This window comes from Streptomyces sp. NPDC048278 (assembly GCF_040652195.1).
Classification (GTDB): Bacteria; Actinomycetota; Actinomycetes; order Streptomycetales; family Streptomycetaceae; genus Streptomyces.
Map to the genome: position 1 here is coordinate 523124 of NZ_JBEZLP010000003.1, position 21260 is coordinate 544383.

A 21260-nucleotide genomic window follows, 5' to 3' on the forward strand; every position below is an offset into this window, starting at 1 on the left:
CGGGTCACCGCTTCCCCGGGCCGTGCATAGGCCGTCGGCCGTGCTCTTCCTCTCCGGGAAGGGCACGGCCGACGGCCTGTTCCGGGCCCGGCACCGCGGGCCGGAGCCAGGGGACGGGACGTCGGGTCACTCCGGTTCCTGGAGGTGGACGTACGGGCGCAGGGCCGCCGCGTCGAGCGGGCCCGGCAGCGAGGGCGCGCCGGGGTCGGGGAGCCGCTGCGGCCGGGGTTCGAGGTGGGCCGCCTGCCGCAGGTCGGGACTGCCGGGGAAGCCGAGCCGCGCCCAGACCCGGTCGGCCAGGTCGGGAAGGAGCGGCCGGCCCAGCAGGGCCACCCCCACGAGCCACTCCGCGTCCGGTACGAGGGGCCTGTCGATCCACTCGTCGAAAGCCGCCACGGCGCCCGTCAGGTCGGGAGAGAAGGGGGTCAGCAGCGCGTACTGGTCGGCTGCCGCCTTGAGCGCGGGCTCGGCCCGTCGCACGGGCCCCTGCTGTTCCCGCAACCGGTCCAGGGCGGGGCGCAGCACCGTCGCCCGCCAGTCGCGCAGGACGTTGACGTGCCGGGTGATCGTCTCGACGGAGATGTCGGCGGGACCGTGGTCGAGGGGCGCGTGCAGCAGGGCGTGGCGCAGCTCGTCCGCGGACACGGACGTGCCCTCCAGCAGCTCGGACAGCCAGATGCCGTGCCGCTTGCTGGTGGAGCACTTGTGGCCCTCGAAGTGCAGCATGCCGTTGACGACGGTGGCGTCGAACGGCTCCAGGGTCCCCTGCGAGCCCTGGGAGATCACGTCCGGTACCAGCAGCCCGGGAGTGGAGTTGTCGCTGCCGAACAGGCCGACGGTGGTGACACCGCTGCCGGGCGCGAAGGGGTTGACCGCGGCGCCGGTCAGCGACCGGTGCACCTCACCGCAGTAGACGCTGTAGAGGAAGTAGCCGTTGCTGATCACCTTGTCGGCGGGCAGGCCTTCGCCACGGATGCCCCAGTCGCCCTGGCCGGTCAGCCGGATCCGGCCGCCGTGCTGGTCCAGAGCGCGCAGCAGGGGGGCGAGGAACACCGGCCGCAGACCCGCCGCGCGGTGCCGGTCGGCGATGGCCGACGGATCCTCGGCCGTCGCGAACCAGTTCTGCTCGGTACGCCACTCGACCGGGCTGTCGCCGATCCGGGACCGGGCCCGCACCAGCTGCTCGGGGACGAAGTACTCGCCGCAGTAGGTGCAGGTGCTGCCGCCGCACGGGCGTCCGCAGTGCGGGCACTCCCCCGCGATCCACGGCCCGACCAGCGCTCGTCCCGTGTCCTGCGCGTACGGGATGCGTTCGGCTTCGAGGCGGGCTGCGCCGGACGTCCGCAGCCGGTCCAGGACGTCCTCGTGCAGGTGCCGGTAGGCGTCCCGGTGGGTGTCGCCTGCCGGGTCGATCCAGACGTCCAGCCCGATGCCGAGACGGTCGAGATCGCGGGCGATGCCCGTGTGGTGGTCGCGGTAGGTCTCCTCGGGCGAACGGCCTTCGCGATGGGCGGCGGCCACCACCCAGTCCTCGTACACGTCGCTGCCGGTGATGACCGCGACCTCGTGGCCCTGGGCGCGGAGCGCGCGGGCGATGACGTCGGCCCGGAGGTAGGTGCCGCCGCCGTGGCCGATGTGCAGCCGGCCGTTGGGCGTCGGCTGCATGGGAACGAGCAGGACCTTGTGGTGGACGCGCATGACGGCGGATCACCCCTTGGCGAGGTCGGAGACGAGAAGGTCGGTCAGCGCGGGCAGGGCGGCGATCCGCGGCCCGGTCCACGAACGCGGCTCGCCGCACTCCACCAGGACGGCGGTCATCCCCGCGGCGACGGCGCCGGACAGCTCGCCGTCGGTGCCGTCGCCGACGAAGACACAGGCGGTGGGCGGCACGCCGAGCCGGTCGGCGGCGGCGCGGAACAGCTCCGGGTCGGGTTTCATGACGCCGGCCTCCGCGGACAGCAGCAGGGCGTCGAAGTGCCCCGCGAACGCGGAGTCCCGCACCATCTCCCGTACGTCGGACGTGCAGTTGGAGACCAGCGCGGTCCGCATCCCGAGTCGCCGGGCCACCGCCACGGCCTCGACCGCGCCCGGCAGCGGGGTGGCGAAGGCCTCGCCGTGGAGCCGGCGGGTCGTCGCCGCCGCCTCCGCCTGGAGCGGGGACCAGGCGCCGCCCACCTGGTCGCGCAGCCAGTCGAGGTAGTCCGCGAACGGGCGGGTCTCGCGCACCTCCCTGGTGCGCTTCCACGCGTCGGCCAGGTCCTCCGGGCGCTGTCCGAGCGCCGTGGCGGTGGCCTCGAAGGTGCGCCGCTTCAGCTCCTCGGGCAGCGGGACGAGCGTCTTCCACAGGTCGAACAGCACGGCCCGGGGCCCGCCCGGCCAGGTCCGGACGGCGGGCGACTCCCAGCGCGAGTTGTCGATCACGACGTGCGCGAACGCCTGCGGGGGGTGCTCGGCCAGATAGGCGCGCTGGGCGGGCAGGTACTTGTCGGCGTACTTGGCCATGACCTCCGCGCCCTGGTCGGGCAGGTCGCGCCGCCGGGCCCGCTCCAGCACGGTCTGCTCGTCGACGTCGAGGTGGACGAAGAGGTCGACGTACGGCCGTGTCTCACCGCGGTAGAGGAACACGCCCTCCAGGATCACCACGGCGTCCGGACCGATGTCGTACCGGACCGTCGTCCACGCGTCGGAGGGCAGGTCGAGGCCGGCGACGGTGCGGTGGAGCCTGCCGTCCTCCCGCAGGGGGGACAGCACTTCGGCGGCCAGCCGGGCGAAGTCGATGCTGCGCTCGTAGTACTGGCGCGGCGCCGGCAGCGCGGGGTCGTACCGCTCGGCGCGCGGGCGGTGGAAGTCGTCCACGTGCACCACGGCGACGGGCACGCCCCGCCGCTCCAGTGCGGTCCGCAGCCGTTCGGCCAGCCGGGACTTGCCCGCGGTGTCGACCCCCGTGACGCCGACCGTGTACGGGCGGGTGCCGTCGCGCCGCCGGTCCAGCAGGGCGGCCAGCGCGTCGAGAACGGGTTCGCCTCTCACGCACCCACCTCCGCGAACGGGGCGGCCAGGCGGTCCAGGCGGCCGGCGAGTCGCCGGTAGAGGTCGCTCGCGTAGGCGGTGTTGTCACGGCGGTCGAGCGGGGTCGGCTCCACCCGGAGCACGGACAGCAGCGGGTACGCGGACCCGTCCACCAGGAGGGCTCCGTCGTCGTCCGCGAGGAGCCGTTCAGGTGAGTCGCCGGGGCGCACCAGCACACCGTCGAGATGGAGGTCGGGGGCCTGTCCGTGGTAACCGAGCGCCTGGACGACCAGTGCGGCCTCGTCGAGCAGTCCGGCCGCTGCGGCGAGGACGGGCGCGTCCACGAGCGCCGTGCCCGGCAGTTCGCCCGCCCACAGCGCGCAGTACAGGGCTCGCGACTGATGGCGCAGGCCCGAGTCGCGGTAGACGATGCCGGTCGCCGGGCAGACGTCGGCGGCCGGGTCGAACGGCCTTTCCCGGCCCGGCACTTGACCGCTGCGGGCGTGGTCCGCGCTGTCGTACACGAGCCGGGCCGGGCCGCGGCGGACGACATGGACGACGGGCAGCGGCGCACCGGGGCGCTCGGCGCGCAGTTCGGCCCGCAGGTCGAGCAGGACCTGGAGGGCGGACATCGCGCTGTGCGAGGCACCCGTGACGACGACGGGACGTCCGCCCGCCGCGAGCAGCAGCTCCTTGACCTGCGGCCGGTGGGACGTGGAGATCACGGTGCCGGACGGTGTCACCTTCCCCCGCCAGGGCGCGAGTTCCGGGTGCGCGCGCTCGGTCCGGCCGGTGGCGAGCACCGCGTGCCGGCAGGACTCCGTGCTGCCGTCGGCGAGCCGGAGCTCCACCCGGTGCCGGTCGCGGTCGGCGTGCACCGCGACGACCGTGCTGCCCAGTCGCACACCGTCCTCCCCGAGGGCTTCCTGGAGCGTCCGGCCGAGGGTGGTCAGGGCGGTGGCCAGCCGGTCCATGGCGACCGGCTGTTCGGCGCGGGCGACGTCGGTCAGCTCAGGCGAGTGGGCCAGGGGCGCGAAGGGGCCGCTCAGGTCGAGGTGTTTGAAGAAGCGGGAGCCGATCGAGCTGGTGGTGATGCCGTAGCGGGCGAAGCCGCCGGGGCCCAGCGTGGTGCCGCGTTCGTACACGCGGACGCGCCGTCGCAGCACGGCGGGGGCCGAGGAGAGGAAGGTGGTGGTACGGAAGCCGCCGCCGATGAAGGCCGTGTCGCTGTCCACGCCGGTCCGGCGCGTCGTGGCGGGCGTTGACCGGTGATCCATTTATATGCCCTCCGCCAGCAGCAGTTCGGTGAAGCGGTCGCAGATGACGTCGGCCTCTTCGAGCGTGAGGACGAGCGGCGGACGGATCTTCAGGACGTTGCCGTGTCCGTAGCGGGAGGTCCGGATGACCAGCCCGTGGTCCAGGGCCCGTTCGGCGAGCCGGTTGGTGAGCGCGGCGCTCGGCCGGCCGGACTCGTCGACGATCTCGACGCCGATCATCAGCCCCACACCGCGTACGTCCGCGATGTGCGGGCGGGTACCGCGCAGCGTCTCCAGCCGGTCCAGGATGTGCGCGCCGGTCGCCCGGACGTTGGCCAGGAAGTCCGCGTCGTCGATGACGTCCAGGGTCGCCAGCGCCGCGGCGGCGGCCAGCAGGTTGGCGCCGTAGGTGAAGGAGTGGTCGTTGGTCGGCAGGCCGGCCAGCTCGTCGCTGGTCAGGATGGCCGCGACCTGGGCGCCTGAGCCGCCCAGGCCCTTGGCGAGGGTGATGGCGTCCGGGTCCACGCTGAAGTGCTCGGCGGCGAACATGCGCCCGGTGCGGCCGATGCCGGTCTGCACCTCGTCGAAGATCAGCTTGATGCCGTGCGCGTCGCACAGTTCGCGCAGCGCCGCGAAGTACCCGTCCGGCGGCACGATGTTGCCGCCGTTGCCCGAGATGGGCTCCACGAGGACGGCCGCCACGCTGCCGCTGCTGGCGTACTCCAGGAAGTCGTTGATGCGGTCGACGCACATCAGTCCGCAGGTGCGCGGGTCCTGGCCGTAGAAGCAGCGCATGCAGTACGGGTCCGGCACCTGGAGGCCGCCGTGGTAGAGCTGTGCCAGCGGCTGCTTGCGGAAGGCGTTGCCGGACAGGCTGGCCATCATCACGGTCTGCCCGACGTGGCTGCGGAAGAGCGTGACGACATCCCGGCGGCCGGTGGCCCGCTGCGCCATCTTCACGGCGCCCTCGTTCGCGGCCGAACCGCCGTCCACCTTCAGGTGTGCCTTGCTGATGGTCTTGGGAGCCAGCTTCACCAGGCGGTGGGCGAGGGCGTTGATGGGGGCGGTCTGGAAGCCCGATGTCACGTGGATGAGCTGGTCGGCCTGGTCCTTGATGGCCTGGATCACGGCGGGGTGGCGGTAGCCGAGGCTCAGGTTGAAGGTCGCGGACGCGCAGTCGATGTAGCTGCGTCCGTCGGAGTCGTAGAGGTGGATGCCCTCACCGGCCACCATCCGGGTTTCGGAGACCGGGTAGTAGACGGCACTGGTGTCGGCGGCCTGTTGCTCGGGCACGAGGTCCGGGGCCACGAGGTGAGGGGGCAGCGGCGTTCGGGGACTTTGCAGGCTCATGGGCGCTCCAAGAAGGGCGGGCGGGGCGGCGGGCCACGGGGACGGGTCACGCGCGGTGGTTTCGGGGCCCGTCCTAGACGGCGGCCAGGGGCCGGGCCTCGGTGTGCAGGCCCCGGGCCGCCAGCAGGCCGGCGAGGTCCCGGGCCTGCGTCTCGGTACCGGTCAGCAGGCAGGACCGGCCCTCCACCTCGGCCTCCACATAGGCGGAGATCACCTCCCGCGGGGTCAGCCCGGGCAGGGCGTCCGCGATCAGCGACATGCCGTGGTCCACGGAGTGCGGATCACCGGGCAGCAGACAGGCGCCGAACGCCCCGCCCCTCGGTCGGGGGCGCCAGGCGGCGCGCCACCCGTCCCGCTGCGCGGTCTTCCAGAAGGCCCGCGCCTCACCGAGCAGCACGGACCGGGGTACGGCGGCGAGCCGGCCGGTGATCCCCACCGTGACGCCCTCGTCGCGATGCCGGGTGAAGGGCTGCCCCGTAGGCAGGCTGACCAGGTACTTCTCCACGTTGGGGGCGATCTCGTGGGGTTCGGTCGGGGTGTGCACGCAGTTGGCGAACGCGGAGGTGCCGAACCGCGCCCGCACCTCGCCGCGCACCTCCGCGCACCTCCGCACCACGTCGGGTCCGCGCACGACGACGACCTCGCACGGTCCGCTGGTCAGATACAGCCTCAGCAGCTCGGCGGTGATCGGGTACTTGGGCCCGGCGAACTTGGGCCAGGTGTCCAGCACGTCCTCGTCCTCCAGGCAGGCCTCGTAGCGCAGCTCGACACTCAGCCCCGAGGCGTCCAGGAGCGTGTCGAGGTACTCGCGCACCTGCGGGGAGCGGTAGCCGTCCGGCTTGACGACCAGAACGCTCAGGTCCTCGGGTACCGCCTGCTGGGACATCGGGTGCCCTTTCTGTTCGTACGCCTCGCCGCTCATACGGCGAACTCGTATCCGTCGTGCCGCCGGGCCCGCTCCGCCGACAGGCGGAAGGCGGTCAGCGCGGCCACCAGCCACAGCGCGCCCGCCAGGGCCGCGAACGCCGCCGGGCGGGCGACGGCGGCCGGTCCTGCGCCGTCGGCGAGGGCACGCACCGCGGCCACGCCGTGCGTGGCCGGGAGTGTCGCGGCGAGCAGCCGCACACCGGACGGCCAGAACCCGACGGGGACCTGTACGCCGCTGATCGCCATGGTGACGAGGAACGCCGTGTTGTACACGATGTTGCGGACGGCCGGCGCGGCGAGCACGAACGCGCCGAGGAACAGGCCGAAGCCGTAGGTGCCGAACGCGGTCAGCGCCACCAGCGCCACCAGCAACGGCACCTGGGCCGCGGCGAAGTGCACGCCGAACAGCGGGTCCAGCAGGAGCAGCGCGACCAGTGAGGTGCCGCAGCCGCTGACCGGCCACTGGAGGCTGCGGCCGAGGAAGACCCAGCCCATCTCGCTGGGGGCGGCGGCCAGCAGCGCCAGCGTGCCCTGGGCGCGTTCCCAGCTGGTCGACACCACCACGGTCATGGCCTCGATGACGCAGGTCATCACCGAGTTGCCGAGGACGAGATAGCGCGTCTGCTCGGCGGAGTGCAGAAAGGAGCCGATCAACGCGAAGAAGGTGACCTGGCACAGCATCCGGCCCAGCCAGCCGAACGTCCAGCTGTACCAGGTGTAGGTCGCTCTGAAGTCGGCGAGGGCGTTGGCGGCGGCGGCGCGCACCACGCGGGTGACGCCGACGACACGGGCGGCGGTGATGTCCATACGGCCTCACATCCGGGCCAGGGTGCCGGTGACCCGGACCCTGCGCAGAATTCGGTCGATCAGCAGCGTCCCGGCGGCGTAGCCCGCCAGCCCCAGCAGCACGACGGCGAGCAGTCCGCCGGTCGTGCCGCGGACGGGGCCGGGGCTGACGGCGCTCCGCAGCACGTCCGCGCTCCAGGACAGGAACACCGCCTTGCTCGCCGGCTGCAACCAGTGCGGCAGGTAGCTCACGGGCACCAGGACCCCGCCGAGGAGGAAGAAGGGGAAGCTCAGGGTGTTCTGGAGGATGCGGGCCGAGGGCGCCAGCACGAACAGGGCGGACACGCAGCTCGCGGTGCCGGCCATCGCGGCGGCGGTGAGCAGCACTCCGAGGACGAACAGCACCGGGTGCGCGATCGTCACCGTGATGCCGAAACCGGTCCAGGCGACGATCCAGGCCTCGGCCAGGCTCAGCGTGCTCAGCAGGGTGACGGCGGCGATCCGCGCCGTGATCACCGACGAGTAGCGCGCCGGGGTGGCCACCACGGCCTCCAGAGTGCCCCGTTCACGTTCGTGGCCGATCAGCTCGCCGCCCGCCATCAGCGCCATCGACCACAGGGACATCAGTACCGGTGCCAGCACGGCGAAGCCGGCCAGGTCGCGACGGTCGGCGTGCTCGGTGATGGCCAGGAAGACACAGGTGTACAGCGGTGCGGTCACGAAGACATGGAGGGTGTCCGGGGTCCGCAGGGTCATCAGCACCTGGAGCCGGAAGACCTGCCAGAACAGGGTCGGGTTCACCTGGTCACCCGCATTCCGCGGTCGTGCACCAGGTGCCGGTAGACCTCCGCGAGTCCGGGGCGGACCGTGGCCAGTGAGGTGACTCCCGCCGCGACCAGTCGGCGCAGTACCTCGCCGGTGGTGTCGGCGGCGGAGATCTCGACGGTGATCCGCCCGTCGGGTGTCCGGTCGAGCGAGGAGACCCCGGGCAGAGCGCGCAGGTCCTCGGCGACGGCGGCGGGCACGGCGGCGGCTTCCACCCGTTCGTAGGCCGACATCCGCCGGGCCAGTACCTCGGGCCGGTCGGTCACCAGTACCTGGCCCTGGTCGATCAGGGTGACCTGGTCGCACACGGCCTCGGCCTCGGCCATGTCGTGCGTGGTGATGAGCAGGGTACGGCCCTCCGCACGCAGTTCCCCCACCAGCTTGCGGAAGTCGTAGGCGGCCAGCGGGTCCATGCCGGTGGTGGGTTCGTCGAGGATGAGCACCCGGGGGTCGCTGACCAGCCCGCGGGCCAGGTGCAGGCGCTGCTTCATGCCCCGGGAGAAGCCGTCCACCCGGTCGTCGGCCCGTTCGCTCAGGCCGACGCGGTCCAGCAACTCGTCGGTGCGCCGCCGGAGTTCACGGCCGTGCAGCCCGTAGAGCGCACCCCACAGGCCGAGGTTCTGGCGGGGCGAGATCCGCCCGTACAGGCCGCGGTCGCCGCCGAAGACGATGCCGATCAGGGGCTTGACCGCCCGCGGTTCGGCGGCGACGTCGTGGCCGCACACCCGGCCCGTGCCCGAACTGGGCAGCAGCACGGTCGTGAGGATCTTGCACAGCGTCGTCTTGCCGGCGCCGTTCGGCCCGAGCAGACCGCGTACTTCGCCGCGGCGGACGGTCAGGTCGATACCGCGCAGCGCGGTGACCATGGCGTCCGGCCGCCGCCGGGAGCCGAACTCCCTGGTGAGCGAGCGGACTTCGATCGCGGGAAGGTCCGGGGCGGTCATACCGCGGCCTCCTCGTCGGCGACGGCGGCGAGGGCCGCGGCGTGCAGCTCCGGGTCGACGAGTTCGTCGGCCACCAGCAGGAAGTCGCCGACCGGGGTGCGCGCCAGCGTCGGGCAGGACCGGTGGTCGAGCACGCACCTGTCCCCGGGCCGTGCCGTACGGGTCAGGGGCATGCCCCAGACCGGACGGCCGGTCTCCAGCCGGGCGGCCACCGAACCGGCCGGTTCGTGTTCCGGTGGGGACACGGCGGCCCGGCGCGTGGTCTCCGCCGCCGCGGAGGCGGCCAGGGCCTGCCGCAGCGGCTCGGCCGCGGGATGGTCGACGGCCGTGCTCAACAGGTCGAGCAGTTCGACGAGTTCGGGTGCCAGCCGCCAGATGACGGCGGCTGCGGCCACCGCCGCCGGTTCCAGCGCGCCGCTGTCGAGCAGCATCAGCAGGTCGACGGCGTCCTTGGCGTGGAAGGCGCGCTGGAACCGCTCCTCGGCCACGGACAGCAGGTCGGCGAGCACCTGGTCGGCGGGCAGTTCCGGCCGTACGGGCACGGCGGTGAAGTCGCCGGAGAACGCGGCCGTGCACAGCTCGACCCGGATCTCCTCCTCCATCAAGGGGTCGGGGGAGGGCCAGAGGACGGCGAGCATCACCTGAAGCCGCCCGGCGGCGGTGAACAGCGACAGTTCCGCGGGCTCGCCGCCCTCGGCGCACAGCACGGCCGCGGCACGCCACAGCCGTTCCTCGTCCGGTGCGACGACGTCGAGATCGCCCACCGGCCGCCGGGTGCCCGGCGGATAGTGGCCGGCCAGCGAAGGACCCTTGACGACCCGCAGCCCGGGGACGTCTGCCAGCGCCGCCCGCAGTTCGGCGTAGCGGGCCGCGCGGGACCGGGCCCGCGTCAACAGGTCCCTGCTGCCGCTGCCGGGTTCGACGCCCTCCCGGACGGCCAGGGAGACGACCAGCTGGGCGAGCGTCCCGGAGGTCTGCTGGGCGCTGCGCACCAGGCGGTACGGCCCCTCGTGCTCGGGGACGTCGAGCAGCCGGTGGAGCAGTCCGAGGTCGAGTGGTGTCAGGGTTGCGTTCACGGTCGCCGGGTCCCCTCCGGTGTCGCGGCCAGTTCATCGGCACGGGCCGTCCAGTAACGGTGATGTACCGTCCAGCCGCGGGCGCACAGGGCCGCGGTGACCCGGTCGCCGCCGCCGTCCGGGCCGTGCACGACGTGCCCGGTCAGGGGGAGCCCCGCCGTGCGGGCGAGTTCCGCGACCGCGGCGACCAGGGCCCGGCGGCCGGCGGGGCCGTCGGCACCGGGTTCGACGAGGACGTCGACCAGTTCCATGTGCGTCTCGGCGGTGATCTCGTCCCAGGCCCGGCCGATGACGGTCGCGTGACCGACCGGGACTCCATGCTCCCGGACCAGCAGCGACTCCCGGGTCGGGGTGCCGAGCAGCGCGGCGGCCTCGGCGGTCGCGGCCTCCGGGTCGGCCGGCCGCTGCTGTTCCCGCGCGGCGTGCAGGATGGCGCGGACGAGCCAGTCGGCCACCAGAGGCAGCTGCTCCTCCGTTGCGGGGGTGACCCGGGGGGCGTCCGGGCCGGCGGACACGTCGGCGTCCTCGGACAGCCGCACATAGGTGAGGTCGGGGTGCCACGGCGGCGCCAGACGGACGGCGCCCCCGGTGCGCACGACGAGGGCGGACACGTCGGGATGCCCGGCCAGCAGCGTCCGCCACAGGGTACGGACGGACCCGGGGTCCGACAGCAGCCCGGGATCGGCGTACTCGACGAGGAGGCGCCGCTCGTTCGACAGGGGGTCGGTGGAGACGCCCGCCACACACGGCAGGCCCTCGACCGTGACCAGCAGTTCCGCGTCCTCGGCGGACTTCAGATAGCTCTCGGCGGCGTACATCAGGAGGCCACCGAGCGGGCGGTCAGCAGCAGTTCGCGGCGGACGTGCGCGGCGGCCCGCCGTACGTCGTCGGCGCTCACCCGGCGCAACTCGGCGATGTCGTCGTCGAGGGACCACACACGGTCCGTGGCGCAGGTGCGCTCGGCGATCAGCTTGGCGTACTCCAGCGGTGTCTCCGACTCCAGGACCAGGCTCATCTCCGCCTGCCGGACGGCCGCGTCGAAGTCGTCGCGGTCCGGCCCCTGTTCGGCCACGGCGGCCAGCAACCCGTCCACCAGGTCGCGGACTCTGCCGGCCGCCGACGCCTCGGTGCCGATCAGCAGCCGCCAGGCTCCCGACTCGCGGTAGCCCCGGTCCCAGGCGTGGAACGAGTAGGACAGCGCGTGCTCGGTGCGCAGAGTGCGGTACAGCAGGGACGAGGGGCTGGAGCCCAGGAGGTGGGCGAGGACACCGTAGGCGGCCCGCCCGGGAGCGTCCGCCCTCGGGGACCGCGCGCCGAAGCACAGCCAGGTGAAGTCGGCGTCGGCGGGATCCGGCAGCGGGTCGTCCGGGGCGGTGGCATCCAGCGGTACGTGCGGCGCGCGGACCGGGGGCTGTCCGTCCCCGGCGACGGCCGCACCGGCCAGCACCTCGGGGATCCGCGGGCCCACCACCACCAGCGCTCCCGGGGCCCGCACGAACCGGTCGCGGTGGACGGCCGTCAGTTCCTCCAGTGTCACCGCGTTCAGCTGGCCGGGCTCACCGCCGACCGGTCTGCCCAGCGGGTGTCCGGGGAAGAGCCGCGCGAGCACCGTGTCCTGGACGACGTCCGAGGGGTCGGCGGCTGCGGTGGTCAACTCCTGTAGTACGACGGAGCGTTCACCGTCCAGCGTGTCGTCGCCGAGCACCGGTTCGGACACGGCGCGCAACAGCGCGGCGGCCACGTCCTCGGCGTCGTCGGCGTGCACCTGCGCGTAGTACAGCATCACTTCGAGCCCGGTCTGGGCGTTGGCCTGGCCGCCCCGTCGCTCCACGTACTCGCTGAACGACGGTTCCGGCCCGTCGCCCTTGAGCGGGCAGGACATCACCAGGTGCTCCAGCAGGTGGGCCACACCGCCGCGGCCTTCCGGGTCGTCGCGCGAACCGTGGGCCAGCGCGAGGCAGATGCTGGTGGTCTTCAGCCGCTCGTCGACGACGGCCAGCAGGGAGACGGAGGTGTCCGCCGGCCCCGGAAGACGGGCGTTCAGGTCGTAGACAGTCAAGGACCACTCTCGCAGGGCCGTGCGCGGCGGCTGCCGCCGCGACGTGCGGATGTACCAGAGGGGAAGCGGTGCGGAGGTGCGGCGGCTGCCGGGGAGGCGAGCTCCCCGGCAGCCGCTACCATGCGGTGCCTCAGGCCTTGGCGGCCTTGACCTTCACCTTGTCGAGGCGGGGACGCAGGCCGGTGGCGTGGTTGCGAGTCATGTCGCTCTCCTTCGATCTCTGGCGTTGCGGCAAGGCCGGGTGGCCCGACCGCCGAGAACGCTAGGTGACCTGTGTCGACAGAGCGTCTATCCCGGTTCGACGGTACGTGTCGACCTCGGGTCGACGGGCTGTTGACACGGGCGTGCGAGCATCGCCGGGTCCAGGAACGAAGCGGCCCCGCCGCACCTAGTGAGAGATGCGCGTCATGATGCGTGGCAAGACCCTCGTACCGTCCCGGCGTATCGCCGTCGCCCTCGGACTCCTCGTGCTGCTGGCCGGCACGGCCGGCGTCGCCGAAAGAGCCGGATCGCACGACGGGGCACGGTCGGACCGTCAGGCCGTCGTCTCCTGGAACAACACCGGGTCGAGCTGCAGCAGTTGCACGGCCACCAGCTAGCGCGCACGGCAGGGTCTGCCTGACCGGGAGCGGCGTCCGGTGTGCGCGGGCGTCGCGAGGAGGCGGACGTCGCCTGTCGCGGCCCCAGGAGTCCGGCGGAGGTCGGGCAGCCGGTCCGACGAGACGACCGGCTGCCGTCCGTCAGCAGCGGTCGGCGCAGGGTGCGGGCGCGTGCCCGATCGCCGCGAGGGCGTCGGCGGCCTCCCGGACCTCGGGCAGCCCGAGCCGGCTGAACATCGCGTACGCCTCGTCGAGCTGCGTCCGCGCCCGGCCGAGGTGCCCGCTCTCGATCAGGACCTGGCCCAGCACCAGCCGGGCGGTGGCCAGATCGCGGTCCCCGCCGCTCTCCTCCAGCACCGTGAGCGCCTCCTCCGCATGGCGGCGGGCGCCGTCCAGGTCGCCCATGTGGCGCAAGGTGTCCGCGAGCCGGTAACCGGCCTGCGCGGCACGGTCCCGAAGGCCCTCGGCCAGGGACAGCCGCAGGCACTCCCCGAGCCGTCCGGCCGCTTCCTCCCAGCGGTGCATGCCGTGCAGGGCCAGGCCCAGTACGTAGAGCGCGTACGCGGTCATCCCGGCGTCCTCGTCCATGGACCGCAGTTCCGCCAGCGCCTCCTCGCACGGGGCGACCGCCTCGGTGGCCCGGCCGTGGCGGATGAGGGTGAGCGCGGCGTTCAGGGCGGTGGCCACCTTGCCGGAACGGTGCCCCAGCTCCTCCGCCAGGACCAGGGCGGCGTCGAAGTGGGCGAGGGCGTCCTCGTAGCGGCCGAGGAACTGTGCCGCGAGCCCCAGGTCGTTGAGCGCCTGCCGCAGGATGACCCGGTCGCCCGTGTCACAGCAGTCCTGCACCGCCTTGGTGACGAGCCTCTCGGCCCGCGCCGGATCACCGGCGCGCAGGGCGAGGGAGCCGCTGAGCCACCGGGCCCGTCCCAGCGCCCGCCGGTCCGCGTGCTTCTCGGCGGCGGCGGCCAGCACTTCGGCCGCCGCGCTCAGCCGGGGCAGCCCCACCTCCTGCCCGAAGACACTGAGGACGATCAGCAGATCCGTCGCCACCGGGAGCGCGCCCGGATCGTGCACCGCCTGCCGCACGGCCCCCAGGATGCCGTCGGACTCCTCCGCGACCCAGGCGCGGGCCGCTCCCGGGTCGGCGAAGTCCAGACCGGGGGAACGGAACCGCACCAGGGAGTCGGTCACCGGGTCGCCGGGCACGACCTGGTGGAAGGCCTGGCAGGTGGAGGCCAGGAGGAAGTCGAGCAGTCGCCGGACCGCGGCCCCGGCGGGCCCTTCGCCGGGCGGCGCGGGAAGGCTGCGGGCGAACGCCCGCAGCAGATCGTGGTAGCGGTAGCGGCCCGGCGCGGGCGACTCCATCATCGACGCGTCGACCAGGGACTCCACCACGTACTCGGCGCTCTCCTGGTCGAGGTCGAGCATCGCTGCCGCGGCGGGCAGCGCGAGGTCGGGCTCGGCGGCCGGTGCCAGGAGCCGGAAGGCGCGGGCCTGCTCGGCGTTGAGCTGCTGGTAGCCCAGCTCGAAGGCCGCGTCGATGGCGATGTCCCCGAAGCGCAGATGGGACATGCGCCCGTGTTCGTCGGCGAGCTTGCGCACCAGGGAGGCGATCGCCCACCCCGGGCGGGCCGCCAGTCGCGCCGCCACGATCCGCGTCGCCAGGGGCAGCTGGCCGCAGGCGGCGACCAGCGCCCGCGCGGCCTCGGGTTCGGCGGCGAGGCGGGCGGTGCCGACCACCTCCTCCATCAGGGCCAGTGCCTCGTCCGGGGTGAACACGTCCAGGCCGATGTGCACGGTGGCGTCCAGACCCGACAGGCGCGGCTGGCTGGTGGCGATCACCGCGCAGCCGGCGCTGCCGGGTAACAGATGGCGGAGCTGCATCGCGTCACGCGCGTTGTCCAGCACGACCAGGACCCGGCGGGGGTCCAGCAGGGACCTGAAGAGCCGCCCGCGGTCCTCCAGTTCCGCGGGGAGTTCGTCGCCCGGCACGCCCAGCGCGGTGAGGAAACTGCCCAGGATGCCGAACGGGTCGGCCGGCGCCACGCTGCTGCCGCGCAGGTCGGCGTAGAGCTGGCCGTCCGGGTACCAGTGCCGCGCGCGATGCGCCGCGTGCACGGCGAGCGTGGTCTTGCCGACGCCCCCCATGCCGGCCACCGCGACCGTGGTCAACGCGCGTTGATCCGACGTCGTGAGCAGGGTGTGCAGGCGTCCCGCGATCGCCTCGCGGCCGATGAAGACCGGTGTGTCGGCGAGAAGCTGCGCCGGAATGGGCAGAAAGGCCGACCGAGATCGGTCCGGAGCCGCCTCGCCCGCCGAAGCCGGCGCCCGCCCCGGGTCCCGGGTCGTCGGCGGGCCGGGCTCCGGCTCCTTCCCGTCGCCCGCTTCCGGGCGCTGCTCGGCCTCGGCGGGGGGCCGGCGGTCGTCGGCGTGCCGATGTCCTCCGTCGTCGTCCGGCGGCGCCGGCGGACCGGCGGCCCGACCGGTACGGGTCCGGGCCGGTCCCGCTTCCGGCGGCACTTCGGGTGCCGCGGCGCCGTTGAGGATGCGCGTGTACTCCTCGGCCAGCTCACGCCCGGGATCGACGCCGAACTCCTCGGCGAGACGACGGCGCATGCGGTCGTACACGGCAAGTGCCTCCGACTGCCGGCCCGTCGCGGACAGGGCGCGCATCAGCAGGGCGTGGGGCCGTTCGCGCAGGGGGTGTTCGGCGCTGAGTTCGCTCAGCGCCGGCAGCGACGCCTGGAAGCGGCCCAGCAGCAGGGCCAGGTCGAGGCGCTCCATCCGGAGGGAGACCTTGAGCTCTTCCAGGCTGTCGCGCCTGCGCGCCGCGAAGGGGCCGGGGACCCCCGCCAGCGACTCGCCCTGCCACAGGGCGAGTGCCCGGCCGGCCGCCTCCCCGGCCTCCTCCGGACGCCCCTCGGCCCTGAGCCGGCCGGTCTGCTGGGCCAGTGTCTCGGCGTGCCAGACGTCCACCGCACCGGCCGGCACGACGAGGCGGTACCCGTCGCCGGCCGACAGCAGGATCTCCGGGGTGGAGGGGTCCCGCTCCAGCAGCCGGCGCAGCCGCCAGACGTAGGTACGGATCGTGGTGGCCGCGGACTTGGGCGGCGTGCTCCCCCACAGCGCTTCGGTGAGATCGTCGTAGCTCACCGCGTGCCCGGCGCGCAGCAGCAGGACCGAGAGCACGGCCGCTTGCTGGGGAGGGCCGACCGCGATCTCCGTCCCGCCGCGGAAGGCCCGTACCGTCCCCAGCACCCGGAAGGTGAGATCGTCGGCTAACCGTGTGCTCATGCTCTGTCTCCTCGGCCTGAAGTGGGGCCACTTGCTCGATTCATGCGACCTCGTGCGTGCGGCCCGCCGTACGGGCGCACCGGTGTCGGGGCGCAACCAAAGATGATCATTATTTCTTCCGGGCCGCCGCCGGCCCCGAGCTGTTCCGGACGGCGGGCCGGCACGCGGGAGCGGGGTGGGACAGGGCGAGGGCGACCGTGTCCGGGCCGTGCGGATGAGTGGATCCAGCGCCCCGCAGCTCCCGCCCTCCTCCGCCGGTGTCCCGTCAAGTCTCCACCATCCAAAAATCAAATGGGCATGCGTCGATGGTCGACCGTGACGACCGGCGGGAACACACGGCGCGCCCAGCGGGGCATCGACGTGTGACGGACACCCCTCCGACCGCCGGCGGCCCGTTCCTGTTTCTCGGGGCAGGGGTGCCGCCGTATCGTGCCCGGGTACTGACGTTCGAAATGGAGGGGGAACGGGATGGCGGAACAGGAGGACGAGCGCGAGTTCGACCTGCGCTGGGCCGACCAGGCGGAGCACAGGGAGCCGTCCGCGCGGGCGCGGATGCTCGCCGCCCGCTGGAAGGCGAACCCGCCCGGCCCGGTGCCGTTCCGGCCGGATCCGGGGCCGGCCGCTCCGCGGCGGTCGTCGTGGGTGTCGACGGTGCTGGTCCTGGGGTGCGTGGCGGCGGTGATCGTGCTGCTGGGGTACGTACAGACGCGGTCGCCCTACTAGAAGCCACTTGCCGTAGTCGCTCCGGTCGTGCGCCGAGTACAGGTGCGCGGGGGCTGGTCGCGCAGTTCCCCGCGCCCCTTACGGGGCGCTTGGTGCCGCCCTTGCTTCACAGCGACCTTTTGCCGCTACTAGGCACGTTCGGAACCTCCTCATTGCCCCCGGCAGGTGCACACTGGACAGCGGGACGAGTGCCTGACTGCGGGGTGAGGCAAGATGCAGAGCCGCTTCCGGAGCGACCGCCGGCTGACCGTGCGGATGACGGTCACGCTGTTCCTGCTCGGGTTGTTGTACGTCGGCTTCGTTGCCGCGTTGATCGTGTTGCTGAAGTCGTGGCTGCTGGTCGTCGTACTGGTGGGCGCGATGTTCGTGGCGCAGTTCTGGTTCTCCGACCGGATCGCGATGTTCGCCATGCGCGGGCGGGTCGTGGAGCGGGAGGAGTATCCGGAGCTGCATGCCGTGGTGGACCGGCTGTGCGCGATCGCGGACATGCCGAAGCCGGTCGTCGCCGTGTCCGACATGGACATGCCGAATGCCTTTGCGACCGGGCGGAATCCCGATCATGCGGTGGTCTGCGTGACCACCGGGCTGCTGCGGCGGCTGGACCCCGCCGAGCTGGAGGGCGTGCTCGCGCACGAGCTGTCGCACGTGGCGCACAAGGACGTCGCCGTGATCACGGTCGCGTCCTTCCTGGGCGTGATCGCGGGACTCATCGTGCGGTTCGCGTTCTACTCGCAGCTCTTCGGCGGCGGCCGGCGGGACCAGAACACCGCCGCCGTGTTCGCCGCGATCATCGGGGTCTCCGCGGCCGTGTACGCGATCAGCTTCCTGCTGATCAGGGCCCTGTCCCGGTACCGGGAGCTGGCCGCCGACCGGGCCGCCGCCCAGCTCACCGGGCGGCCGTCCGCGCTGGCGTCGGCGCTCACCAAGGTCTCCGGTGACATCGCGCGGATCCCGACCAAGGACCTGCGCACGGCCCAGGCCTTCAACGCGTTCTACTTCACCCCGGCGACCGGCAAGGAGCCCGGCATCGAGCGCTTCTTCTCCACTCACCCGCCCCTGGAGCAGCGGCTCGAACAGCTCGGGCGGATCTCGGCGGAACTGGGTGAGGCGGCGACGCCCGGAAAGGCCGGGTGAGCATGGGGTTCCTGGACATCCTGCTGGGCCGTACGAAGCCGGTCGCGCCCGATCTCGACCAGTTGTTCGCGCTGCCGTCGGCGGCGTTGACGCTGGAGGCGGCGGCCGGGTTCAGGCCCACCGGCGGGGGCGCGGTGTGCTTCGCCACCGTGGAGGGCGCGGCCTTCGAGCAGACCCACCGGGAGGTCCAGGCCCTCCTCGACGCGGACTCGGACCGCGGCGGGGTTCCGGTGGAGCTGCAGCAGGACGACTACGGGTACTCCTGGCTCATCTCGCAGCGCTCCCCCGACCAGCTTCCGCAGCTGGTCAACGACCTGCACGCGGTGAACAGCTCGATGGAGGTCAACGGCTTCGGCCCGCAGCTGCTCTGTTCCCTGGCCGCCTTCGAGGACGAGCGCGGGCGCAGGCTCGCGCTCGTCTACCTCTACAAGCGGGGCACGTTCTACCCCTTCGCGCCACTGCCCGGTTCCGGTCAGCGGCGGGACGGCGCGCTGGAGTTGCAGGTGAAGGCGGCGCTCGCCGCCGACCTGCGGATCGAGCAGGACCTCAGCCGCTGGTTCCCGGTCTGGGGTGCCCCCGGCCTCTGACCGGCCGGAGGCACCCGTGGGTCACTTGCCCTTCTGGTTCTGCTGGCGCCTGGACTCCAGAGGGCGCTCGCGGCGGTACCGGCGCTCCCACTTGGCCTGCTGGTCACGGCGGTCGCGGTACGTCTTGTAGTCGCCGGCCATGCCCCCTCCCCCGCCGGACGAGGAACCGCCCGACGAGGAGGCCGACGACGAGCCCCGTCCGTACTGCACGTACAGGAAGAGCAGAGCGACGGCGGCGAGCCACCAGTTGTGGTTGCCGAATCCGAGGATGACCAGGACGACGGTTCCGGATAGGACGATGGTGCCCATGACGGGCCTCCGTGGCGTGGTGTGGTGTGAGCGGTCGACGGATCCCACGGCGCGCGGGGGACGGGCGGCCGTCCGTCGGTGCGCGGCAGTGTAGTCCCGAGTCCCGGAGGCTCGGCCGGACCTTCGGAAAGCGGTGGTGGACCACTCCGCAACGCTTCTCCAGCGTAGGGAGCCGGTCACTCGGCGTGCATCCCGTTTTCGTGCGTGCACGTGTGGGGCGGCCGTGGGTGAATGTGCGGCATGGACCAACTCACCTGCTTCACCCACGAGTACGACGGCGAACGCCTCAGCGGGGTCCGTACCCCGGCAGCGCACGGCACGGACGGCACGCACGGCACGGACGGACCGGTCGCCGTCCTGCTGCACGGCGCGGGCACCGGCAACGAACGGCGACTGCGCCCCCTGCTCGCGGAGTTCACCGCCCACGGCTGCCCCGCCCTGGCCTTCGACTTCTCCGGTCACGGCGAAAGCACGGGCGTGCTCGCGGAGTTGAGCCTGCGCCGCCGTTTCCGGCAGGCGACGGCGGTGATCGACGCCCAGGTGGAGCCGGAACGCCCGTTGGTCCTGGTGGGGTTCAGCATGAGCGGCCAGACGGTCGCGGATCTCGTACGGCACTACGGCGACCGGGCCTCGGCGATCGGCCTCTGCTCCCCCGCGGTCTACACCCCGGAGTCCTGGGACGTTCCCTTCGGCGACGGCACCCGCCGCTTCACCGAACTCATCCGCACCCCGGACTCCTGGCGCGCCTCACCCGCCCTGGAGGCGCTGCGCTCCTATGCCGGCCGTTCGGTACTGGCGGTGCCGGGCACGGACGCGGTGATCCCCCCGCAGGTGACGGAGGCCGTCCAGGACGCCCTGCGCAGCCGGTCCCGGTACACCCGCTTCGACCTCCCGGACGCACAGCACCGGCTGGGCCTGTGGTTCCGCGACCACCCGGACGACTGGCGGGAGTTCGTCAGGCTGCTGCTGCCGCGGCACGGCTGACCCGGAACGGCCGGTTCAGACCCCCGGCGCCGCCGTCAGGACGCCCGCGGTGACGGCCGCGCCGAGGGCGGCGTGGTCGGTGGCGGTCTGGTCGGCGTAGGCGAGGGCGAAGTCGGTGACCGCGTGGTCGAAGGTGTCGGTGCCGCCCAGGTAGGCGGCGATGGCGATGCGGTCACCGGAACGGGCGTGGGCGCGGGCCAGGGCCGTGCCGCACAGGGTGGCGTAGCCGCGCAGGCCCGTCGGGTCCATGGCGGCGACCTCGGCGGAGCCCTTCGTGTCGCGCAGCTGCCGCCAGTAGAAGGCGCGTCCCTGGGGCCCGGTCAGCCACCCCAGGAAGATGTCCCCCGCGGCCTGGAGCAGCCGCTGCCCGGCGACCACCCGGTGGCCGTGGTGGGCGTACGGGCCGCTCGGCAGATGCTGCTCCAGTACGGACGTCCGGGCCTCCTTGATCTGGAGGAACAGCGGGTCGTCGGCGTCGCGGCCGGCCAGCAGCACGAGGAAGCAGCGGGTGCCGACACTGCCGACGCCGACGACCTTGCGGGCCGCGTCGACGAAGCGGTAGCGGTCGAGGAGGAGCCTGCGCTCCCCGGCGAGGGTGGAGCGGTAGTCGCTGAAGATCTTGCGCAGGGAGGCCATGTCGGAGGCGCCGGCCGGTTCGAGGAGCGGCGGGTCCTTGATGATGCGGCGCTGTCCGCCGGCCGTCTCGGTGAGCCGGCCGAGCGCGTGCAGGCTGGTGCGGCGCCGGGCCCGGGTGAGGGTGTCCTCGATCCGGCGCCGGCGGCGCGCGGAGCGGACCAGGGCCGTCAGGGTGTCGGTGTCGACCCGCTCGTACCAGACGGCGAGTTCGCCGAGCCCGGCCAGCCGCCGCATGGCGGTCCGGTACGCGGCCACGGCGGCCCGGGCGGAGCCGCGGGCCTCCGGGTCGCTGTGCCCGTTCTCGCGGGCGGCGACGGCGACGGAGGCCGCGAGCCGTTTGACGTCCCACTCGAAGGGCCCGGGGAACGTCTCGTCGAAGTCGTTCAGGTCGAAGAGCAGGGACCGCTCGGGGGAGGCGTACAGCCCGAAGTTCAGCAGGTGCGCGTCGCCGCAGAGCTGCACGGTCAGCCCGGTGTGCGGCCGGGCGGCGAGGTCGGCGGCCATCACGGCGGCTGCGCCGCGCAGGAAGGCGGAGGGCGAGGCGGCCATCCGCCCGTACCGGATCGGCAGCAGCTCGGGCAGCCGGTCGCGGCCCTGGCGCTCCAGTACGGCGACGGGGTCGGGGCGGTCGACGGAGGGCAGCCAGCGGCCGTGGGCCGAGCGGGGAGCCCGCTTGCGGGCGGCCTTGCCACGGGCGGCACGGTCGGCGGGTGTGGTCATACGGCGCTCCCCTCGGTCGGCTGCTCCCTCCTTGACCTGCTG

The 21260-nt window shown here is 73.2% G+C and carries 19 protein-coding genes; 5 read left to right on the forward strand and 14 right to left on the reverse strand.

Going from position 1 to position 21260, the window contains the following annotated elements:
* Positions 1-126 precede the first annotated feature (126 nt).
* The 11 genes from AB0D74_RS08545 to AB0D74_RS08595 form a co-directional block, all read right to left on the reverse strand.
* Positions 127-1698, reverse strand: a complete 1572-nt coding sequence (locus AB0D74_RS08545) for a class I tRNA ligase family protein (RefSeq protein WP_362581866.1) — start codon at positions 1696-1698, stop codon at positions 127-129.
* Between the two features lie 9 nt (positions 1699-1707).
* On the reverse strand, positions 1708-3030 hold the full coding sequence (locus AB0D74_RS08550) for an HAD-IA family hydrolase (protein ID WP_362581868.1): 1323 nt from the start codon (positions 3028-3030) through the stop codon (positions 1708-1710).
* Positions 3027-4286 carry a hypothetical protein gene (locus tag AB0D74_RS08555; protein WP_362581870.1) on the reverse strand — a complete coding sequence of 420 codons (1260 nt, stop codon included), beginning with the start codon at positions 4284-4286 and terminating at the stop codon, positions 3027-3029. The genes AB0D74_RS08550 and AB0D74_RS08555 overlap by 4 nt, the downstream gene beginning before the upstream one ends.
* Entirely contained in the window at positions 4287-5615 is a 1329-nt protein-coding gene (locus AB0D74_RS08560; RefSeq protein ID WP_362581872.1) for an aminotransferase class III-fold pyridoxal phosphate-dependent enzyme, read from the reverse strand. It abuts the gene before it with no gap.
* A gap of 73 nt (positions 5616-5688) precedes the next feature.
* Positions 5689-6501 (reverse strand): hypothetical protein, encoded by an 813-nt coding sequence (locus AB0D74_RS08565; protein ID WP_362581874.1) that lies wholly within the window; start codon positions 6499-6501, stop codon positions 5689-5691.
* A 32-nt stretch (positions 6502-6533) separates the two neighbouring features.
* Positions 6534-7349: an ABC transporter permease gene (locus tag AB0D74_RS08570; protein WP_362581876.1), complete on the reverse strand. Its 816-nt coding sequence runs from the start codon at positions 7347-7349 to the stop codon at positions 6534-6536.
* Positions 7350-7355: 6 nt separating this feature from the next.
* Positions 7356-8129 carry an ABC transporter permease gene (locus AB0D74_RS08575; protein WP_362581878.1) on the reverse strand — a complete coding sequence of 258 codons (774 nt, stop codon included), beginning with the start codon at positions 8127-8129 and terminating at the stop codon, positions 7356-7358.
* On the reverse strand, positions 8126-9097 hold the full coding sequence (locus tag AB0D74_RS08580) for an ABC transporter ATP-binding protein (RefSeq protein WP_362581880.1): 972 nt from the start codon (positions 9095-9097) through the stop codon (positions 8126-8128). Before AB0D74_RS08580 ends, AB0D74_RS08575 begins: the two co-directional genes overlap by 4 nt.
* Positions 9094-10173 (reverse strand): hypothetical protein, encoded by a 1080-nt coding sequence (locus AB0D74_RS08585; protein ID WP_362581881.1) that lies wholly within the window; start codon positions 10171-10173, stop codon positions 9094-9096. Before AB0D74_RS08585 ends, AB0D74_RS08580 begins: the two co-directional genes overlap by 4 nt.
* A complete protein-coding gene (locus AB0D74_RS08590) occupies positions 10170-10991 on the reverse strand; it encodes a hypothetical protein (protein WP_362581883.1) in 822 nt (273 codons plus the stop codon). The genes AB0D74_RS08585 and AB0D74_RS08590 overlap by 4 nt, the downstream gene beginning before the upstream one ends.
* Positions 10991-12232 carry a pitrilysin family protein gene (locus AB0D74_RS08595; RefSeq protein ID WP_362581885.1) on the reverse strand — a complete coding sequence of 414 codons (1242 nt, stop codon included), beginning with the start codon at positions 12230-12232 and terminating at the stop codon, positions 10991-10993. Before AB0D74_RS08595 ends, AB0D74_RS08590 begins: the two co-directional genes overlap by 1 nt.
* A 407-nt stretch (positions 12233-12639) precedes the next feature.
* On the opposite strand from AB0D74_RS08595, the gene AB0D74_RS08600 reads away from it, so the two are divergent.
* Positions 12640-12831 (forward strand): hypothetical protein, encoded by a 192-nt coding sequence (locus tag AB0D74_RS08600; protein ID WP_362581887.1) that lies wholly within the window; start codon positions 12640-12642, stop codon positions 12829-12831.
* A 141-nt stretch (positions 12832-12972) separates the two neighbouring features.
* On the opposite strand, the gene AB0D74_RS08605 is transcribed toward AB0D74_RS08600, so the two are convergent.
* Positions 12973-16125, reverse strand: a complete 3153-nt coding sequence (locus AB0D74_RS08605; RefSeq protein WP_362581889.1) for a BTAD domain-containing putative transcriptional regulator — start codon at positions 16123-16125, stop codon at positions 12973-12975.
* Between the two features lie 468 nt (positions 16126-16593).
* Between AB0D74_RS08605 and AB0D74_RS08610 the strand changes: the two genes are divergently transcribed.
* The 3 genes from AB0D74_RS08610 (at position 16594) to AB0D74_RS08620 (ending at position 18569) form a co-directional block, all read left to right on the forward strand.
* Complete coding sequence (locus tag AB0D74_RS08610) at positions 16594-16848, forward strand: hypothetical protein (RefSeq protein ID WP_362581891.1); 255 nt, start codon at positions 16594-16596, stop codon at positions 16846-16848.
* Positions 16849-17061: 213 nt separating this feature from the next.
* Complete coding sequence (gene htpX / locus AB0D74_RS08615) at positions 17062-17982, forward strand: zinc metalloprotease HtpX (RefSeq protein ID WP_362581893.1); 921 nt, start codon at positions 17062-17064, stop codon at positions 17980-17982.
* A 2-nt stretch (positions 17983-17984) separates the two neighbouring features.
* Complete coding sequence (locus AB0D74_RS08620) at positions 17985-18569, forward strand: hypothetical protein (RefSeq protein ID WP_362581894.1); 585 nt, start codon at positions 17985-17987, stop codon at positions 18567-18569.
* 21 nt (positions 18570-18590) lie between these two features.
* Here the strand turns inward: AB0D74_RS08620 and AB0D74_RS08625 are convergent, their stop codons facing one another.
* Positions 18591-18878, reverse strand: coding sequence for a hypothetical protein (locus tag AB0D74_RS08625; RefSeq protein ID WP_362581896.1), 288 nt, complete (start codon positions 18876-18878; stop codon positions 18591-18593).
* 240 nt (positions 18879-19118) lie between these two features.
* Here AB0D74_RS08625 and AB0D74_RS08630 point away from each other — a divergent pair, with 240 nt between their 5' ends.
* A complete protein-coding gene (locus tag AB0D74_RS08630) occupies positions 19119-19862 on the forward strand; it encodes an alpha/beta hydrolase (RefSeq protein WP_362581898.1) in 744 nt (247 codons plus the stop codon).
* Positions 19863-19877: 15 nt separating this feature from the next.
* Here the strand turns inward: AB0D74_RS08630 and AB0D74_RS08635 are convergent, their stop codons facing one another.
* A complete protein-coding gene (locus tag AB0D74_RS08635) occupies positions 19878-21218 on the reverse strand; it encodes a DUF2252 domain-containing protein (protein ID WP_362581900.1) in 1341 nt (446 codons plus the stop codon).
* Positions 21219-21260: the final 42 nt, after the last annotated feature.